This window comes from Kitasatospora sp. NPDC056800, assembly GCF_042789775.1.
Classification (GTDB): Bacteria; Actinomycetota; Actinomycetes; order Streptomycetales; family Streptomycetaceae; genus Kitasatospora.
On record NZ_JBHUAL010000337.1, the window covers coordinates 1 to 5491 of the forward strand.

The following is a 5491-nucleotide window of genomic DNA, read 5'->3' on the forward strand; positions in this document are numbered from 1 at the left end:
GCGCTCCCCCTGCCTGAGCGGGGAGCGGCCGGGCCCGGTCCTTGAACGGCCCGTGGACGCTTCGTCAGCCGGTGACCATGGTCTTGCCGGGGAGCGTGTTCCAGCCGCTCCACCCGCTCTTCCCCGGCTGGTACGAGGCGTGGTTGAAGGCGCCGTTCTGGCCGGTGGCGAAGAGGTCCAGGGTGCCGGCCGCCGCGTTGAACGTCGCGGTCGGGAAGCGACCGGTGGTGAACCGCCAGTCCCCGATGCTGGTCCAGTCGCTCCACGGCTTGCCGTCGGGCTGCCACGCGGCGCGGGCGAGGACGCCGTTGCCGTCGACCGCGAACAGCGCGAAGCCGCCGGTGGCGGGGTCGAAGACGGCGGTCGGCGAGCCCGCGAACCCGCGGCCGGGGACCTCGTACCAGCCGCTCCACTTCGTCATGCCCGGGGTGTAGTAGGCGTGCGCGACGGCCCCGCTGGTCCGGGTGGCGAAGACCTCCACGACCTTGGTGACCGGGTTGTAGGCGGACGTGGGGCTGCCGGTGAACCTCACGTTGTCGTCCTGGGCGTACCAGGGGTTCCAGTCCTGGCCCGGCAGCCAGTAGCTCTGCTTCAGCACGCCGTCGGTGTTGACCGCGAACAGCTCGATGGCACCGGTGGAGGGGTTGTACAGGGCGCTCGGGCTGCCCGTGAACTCCTTGTTGGCCTTGATGTCGTACCAGCCGCTCCACCCCGCCGTGCCCACGGTGTAGTAGGAGTGCGCGACGGCCCCGTTGGTCTGGGTGGCGAAGACCTCCGCGGTCTTCGTCGCCGGGTTGTAGACGGCGGTGGGGCTGCCGGTGAACCTCTTGTCGGTGGGCTGGTAGTACCACTCGATCCAGCCCTTGCCGTCCGGCAGCCAGTAGGTCTGGCTGAGCACGCCGTCGGTGCCGATGGCGAACAGCTCGATGGCACCGGTGGCGGGGTTGAACACGGCCGTGGGGACGCTCGCGAACTGCCAGTCGCCGCCGACCCGCGTCCAGTCGCTCCAGGTCGTGCCGTCCGCGCTGGAGGAGGACACCACGTGGCGGTCGCTGTCGACGGCGAAGACCGTGGTGGTCTTCCGGACCGGGTCGTAGACCGAGCTGCGGGCGGCCGGGTTGGCGGTGACGGTGTCCCACCAGCCGTCGCGGACCTGGTTGATCCACGCGCCGAGGTCGTCGACCCGGGTGCTGTACGCGCCGGTACGGGTCTCGCCGGCGGGCACGCCCAGGCAGCCGCCCTGCCACGAGCGGGAGGCGACGGCGACCAGCTCGGCCTTGCCGTTGAGCTCGCGGACGGCGGGGGCACCGGTGTCGCCCTTGCAGACCGCCGCGCCGCCCGTCCCCGTGATGCCGACGCCCGTCGCGCTCACCGTGTCGAGGCTGAACGCGCCGGAGTGGAGCCGGTTCGGGAGCCACTCGGTCTTGGTGCGCCCGTACCCGGGCACCCGCAGGGTCTGGCCGGCGGTCGGGGCGGTGGTGGCGACCGCGAGCGGGGTGACGCCGGTGACGGGGACGGCCAGGCGGGCCAGGACCAGGTCGCGGTCCTGACGCGGCGCCAGCTCCACCACGTCCGTCACGACACCGGCGCCCGTGGCCAGGTCGGTGCGCCCGACGGTGGCGGTGGTCTTCCACTTCGGCGCACCGGCGGCCAGCGCCTGCGGCTGCGCCGGGTCGTCGGAGAAGCACGAGGCGGCCGTGGCCACCCAGTAGCGGTCCACCAGCGCGCCGGTGCAGACGCGCACGTTGTCGCCGATCGCCAGGCGGACGGTGTAGGCGTAGGAGCCGTCGGCGGGCGCGTCGCCGACCACGGCGCCGGCCGGGACGATGCTGCACAGCGTGCCGGCGGCAGCGGCCGCGGCGAGTACGCCGGCCCGCCGGGAGCGGACCTGGGACTTGCGGGACATGAGGGATCTCCAGGGAGCGTTCGGGGAGGACGGCACCCCGCGGGTGCGCGGGGTGCCGGTGGCCTTCGACCGGCGGCCGTGGCGGGCCGCAGCGGGCCTGCCGCGGGTCAGGGGCGGGTCAGGGCGCGGAGGGGCCGCCGTGGAAGCGGACCCAGACCGGGCCGCCCTGGCCCTGCGGGTCGATGGACCAGAGCGTGCTGTTGACGTCCCTGACGTACGTGACCAGGTGCTTGGTGACCGGGTCGACGACGGTCTGCGGGACGGCGTCGGCGGCCAGCGCGGTGCCCGACGGGGTGAGCGCGAACTCGGTCCACTTCCCGGTGGCGAAGTCCAGCGCGTTCAGCCGGTTGTTCGGCCCGTTGACGTACACCACGGTCCGGTTGCCGGCCGTGTCGGCGATCGCGACCGGGTCGGTGGCGGCCATCACGCCCCAGTCGCGCCAGCCCGGGCCGAACGGGTCGACGGACCACAGGTGGTTGGCGGCGTCGCGGACGAAGGTGGTGAAGTGCCCGGTGGCCGGGTCGACCACGGTCGAGGGGACCGCGTCGGGGGCCAGGGCCGGCGGAACGAACTCGACCCGGCCGGCGCCCCGGCGGTCGATGGAGTTCAGCCGGTTGTTCGGCCCGTTGACGTACACCACGATGTGGCCGTCGTTCGGGTTGATCACCGGCACCGGGTCGGTGGCGGCCAGCCCGCCGAAGTCGTACCAGCCCTCGCCCTGCGGGTCGACGGACCACAGGTGGTGGGCGGTGTCGCGGACGAAGGTGACCAGGTGGCCGGTGGCCGGGTCGACGACCGTGCGCGGCACGGCGTCGGGGGCCAGCACCGTCCCGGCGGGGGTGGGGACGAACTCGGTCCACTTGCCGGTGGTGCGGTCGTAGGACCAGAGCTTGTTGTCCGGCCCGTTGACGTACACGATCACGTGGTTGTCGGCCGGGTTGGCGATCGCGGTCGGGCGGGCGGCCGCGTAGCCGCCCAGGTCGGTCCAGCCCTCGTTCTGCGGGTCGACCGACCACAGGTGGTTCTTGCTGTCCTGGACGAAGGTCAGCGGGTGCCCGGTGGCCGGGTCGACGACGGTGAACGGCGAGCCGGTGACCTTCGTCCCCGACGGGGTCGAGTGGCGGACGTTGGTGATCCACACGCCGAGGTCGTCGACCCGGGTCGCGTACGCGCCGGTGCGGGTCTCGGCGGCCGGGGTGCCCAGGCAGCCGCCCTGCCAGGAGCGGGAGGCCACGGCCACCAGCTCGGCCTTGCCGTTGACCTCACGGATGGCGGGGGCACCGGTGTCGCCCTTGCAGACCGCCGCACCGCCCGTCCCCGTGATGCCGACGCCGGTCGCGCTCACCGTGTCGAGGCTGAAAGCGCCGGTGTGCGGCTTGGACGGCACCCACTCGTCCTTGGTCCGGCCGAAACCGGGAACACGCAGCGACTGCCCGGCCGTCGGCGCCGAGGTGCCCACCTCCAGCGGCGTCACACCGTCGACCGGCACGGCCAGACGGGCCATCACCAGGTCGCGGTCGGCGCGCGGCACCAGCTCGACCACCTGGGCCGACTTGGCGCCGACGGTGGCGGTGGTGTTCCACTTCGGCTTGCCGGCCGCCAGGGCCTGCGGCTGAGCCGGGTCGTCGGCGAAGCAGGAGGCGGCGGTGAGCACCCAGTACTGGTCGATCAGCGCGCCGGTGCAGCCGCGCAGGCTGTCGCCGATGACGATGCGCGCGGTGGTGGCGGAGGTGGTGTCGGCCGCGGCGCCGCCGGAGACGGCGCCGGCCGGGGCGAAGGTCGTCAGCGCGCCGGCGGCAGCGGCCGCGACGGCTGCCAGCACACCCGCCCGCCGCGGGCGGAGCTGGGACTTGCGGGACATGGGGACTCCCCTTCGGGTCGGTGGGTGGGAGCCCGCGGGGGCGGTCGGTCTCACGACGACGGCCCCCGCGGGGCACGGGTACGGGACCCGGGTCAGCCGGTGGTGGCGGCGAGGCCCTGGATGCCGCTGCTGTCGACCTTGTAGAAGGTGGTCCAGCTGCCGTCGGCCTTCTTGTCGGCGGTCCAGATCTTGTCGTCGCTGCCGATCGCGAACAGGCGGATGGTGTCGCCGATGGTGGTGGCGGCGACCTGCTTGACACCGAGGGCGTCGGGCACCTTCTCGAAGGTGGTCCAGGGGCCGTTGCCGGTGCTGTCGGTGGTCCAGATCTGGCTGTCGGCACCGACCGCGAACACCCGCACGGTGTTGCCGATCGTGGTGGCGGCGATGTGCTGGATGCCGCTGCTGGGGATCGCCTCGAAGGTGCTCCACGTACCGGCGGTGTAGTCGCCGGTGCTGGTCCAGATCCGGTTGTCGCCGCCGATCGCGAACAGCCGCACGGTGTTGCCGACGACAGTGGCGGTCACCTGCTTGATCGCGCTGCTGGGCAGCGGCGAGAACGCGCTCCAGGTGCCCGCGGCGTAGTCGCCGTCCGCACCGTAGATGCGCTCGTCGCCGCCGACGGCGAACAGGCGCACCTTGTCGCCCATGGCGACGGCGGTCACCTGCCGGATGCCGCTGTTGCCCGGCACGACCTCGAACGGCGACCAGGCGCCGGAGGCGTCCCTGGTGGTGGTCCGGATCCGCTGGTCGCTGCCGATGCCGAACAGGCGCACCTTGTCGCCCATCGTGACGGCGCTGACCTGCCGGACGCCGCCGCTGTTCGGTACGGCCTCGAAGGTGCCCCACACGTTCGTGGTGTACGCGCCCTCGTTGGCCCAGATCTGGCTGTCGCCGCCGATCGCGAACAGCCGGCTGGCCGGACGGGAGACCCGCACCTGGTTCACCCAGCCGACGAGGTCGTCGACCCGGGAGCTGAACGCGCCGGTGCGGGTCTCGGTGGCGGGGGTGCCCAGGCAGCCGCCCTGCCAGGAGCGGGAGGCCACGGCCACCAGCTCGGCCTTGCCGTTGACCTCGCGGATCGCCGGGGCACCGGTGTCGCCCTTGCAGATCGAGGCGCCGCCGGTGCCGGTGATGCCGATCGCGGTCGCGCTCACGGTGTCGAGGGTGAACGCGCCGGTGTGGAGCTTGTTCGGCACCCACTCGTCCTTGGTCCGGCCGAAGCCGGCGACGCGCAGGCTCTGCCCGGCGGTCGGGGCGGCGGTGGCGACGGCGAGCGGGGCGACGCCGTCGACGGGCGTGGTGAGACGGGCCATGACGAGGTCGCGGTCGGCGCGCGGCACCAGCTCGGCCACCTCGGCCGACTTGGCGCCGAGCGTGACGGTGGTCTTCCACTTCGGCTTGCCGGCCGCCAGGGCCTGCGGCTGCGCCGGGTCGTCGGAGAAGCAGGAGGCGGCGGTGAGCACCCAGCTGCGGTCGACCAGCGCGCCGGTGCAGGCGCGCAGGTTGTCGCCGATCGTCAGACGGGCGGTGGAGGTGTAGGTGTTGTCGGCAGCCTCGGGGCCGACCACGGCACCCGCCGGAGAGACGGTGCTCAGCGTGCCGGCGGCGGCGGCCGCGACCAGCACACCCGCCCGACGGGAACGGAACTGGGACTTGCGGGACATCAGGAATTCCCCCCTGAGGAGTTGCGAGAAGGTGGCGTCCCGCCGGACCGGCGACCGGAC

3 protein-coding genes are annotated in these 5491 nt (G+C 73.4%); all 3 read right to left on the reverse strand.

Annotated features, from left to right (window positions below):
- Positions 1 to 64 precede the first annotated feature (64 nt).
- Positions 65 to 1906, reverse strand: a complete 1842-nt coding sequence (locus ACFRQN_RS39630) for a trypsin-like serine protease (protein WP_380745486.1) — start codon at positions 1904 to 1906, stop codon at positions 65 to 67.
- A 118-nt stretch (positions 1907 to 2024) separates the two neighbouring features.
- Entirely contained in the window at positions 2025 to 3767 is a 1743-nt protein-coding gene (locus ACFRQN_RS39635) for a trypsin-like serine protease (RefSeq protein ID WP_380745488.1), read from the reverse strand.
- Positions 3768 to 3859: 92 nt separating this feature from the next.
- The coding region (locus ACFRQN_RS39640) for a trypsin-like serine protease (protein WP_380745490.1) at positions 3860 to 5491 on the reverse strand (1632 nt) is incomplete at its 5' end.

Bases quoted from the DNA above. Each gene is read 5' to 3' on its own strand.
- ACFRQN_RS39630 (WP_380745486.1), bottom strand. From the start codon at position 1,906: ATGTCCCGCAAGTCCCAGGTCCGCTCCCGGCGGGCCGGCGTACTCGCC.
- ACFRQN_RS39635 (WP_380745488.1), bottom strand. From the start codon at position 3,767: ATGTCCCGCAAGTCCCAGCTCCGCCCGCGGCGGGCGGGTGTGCTGGCA.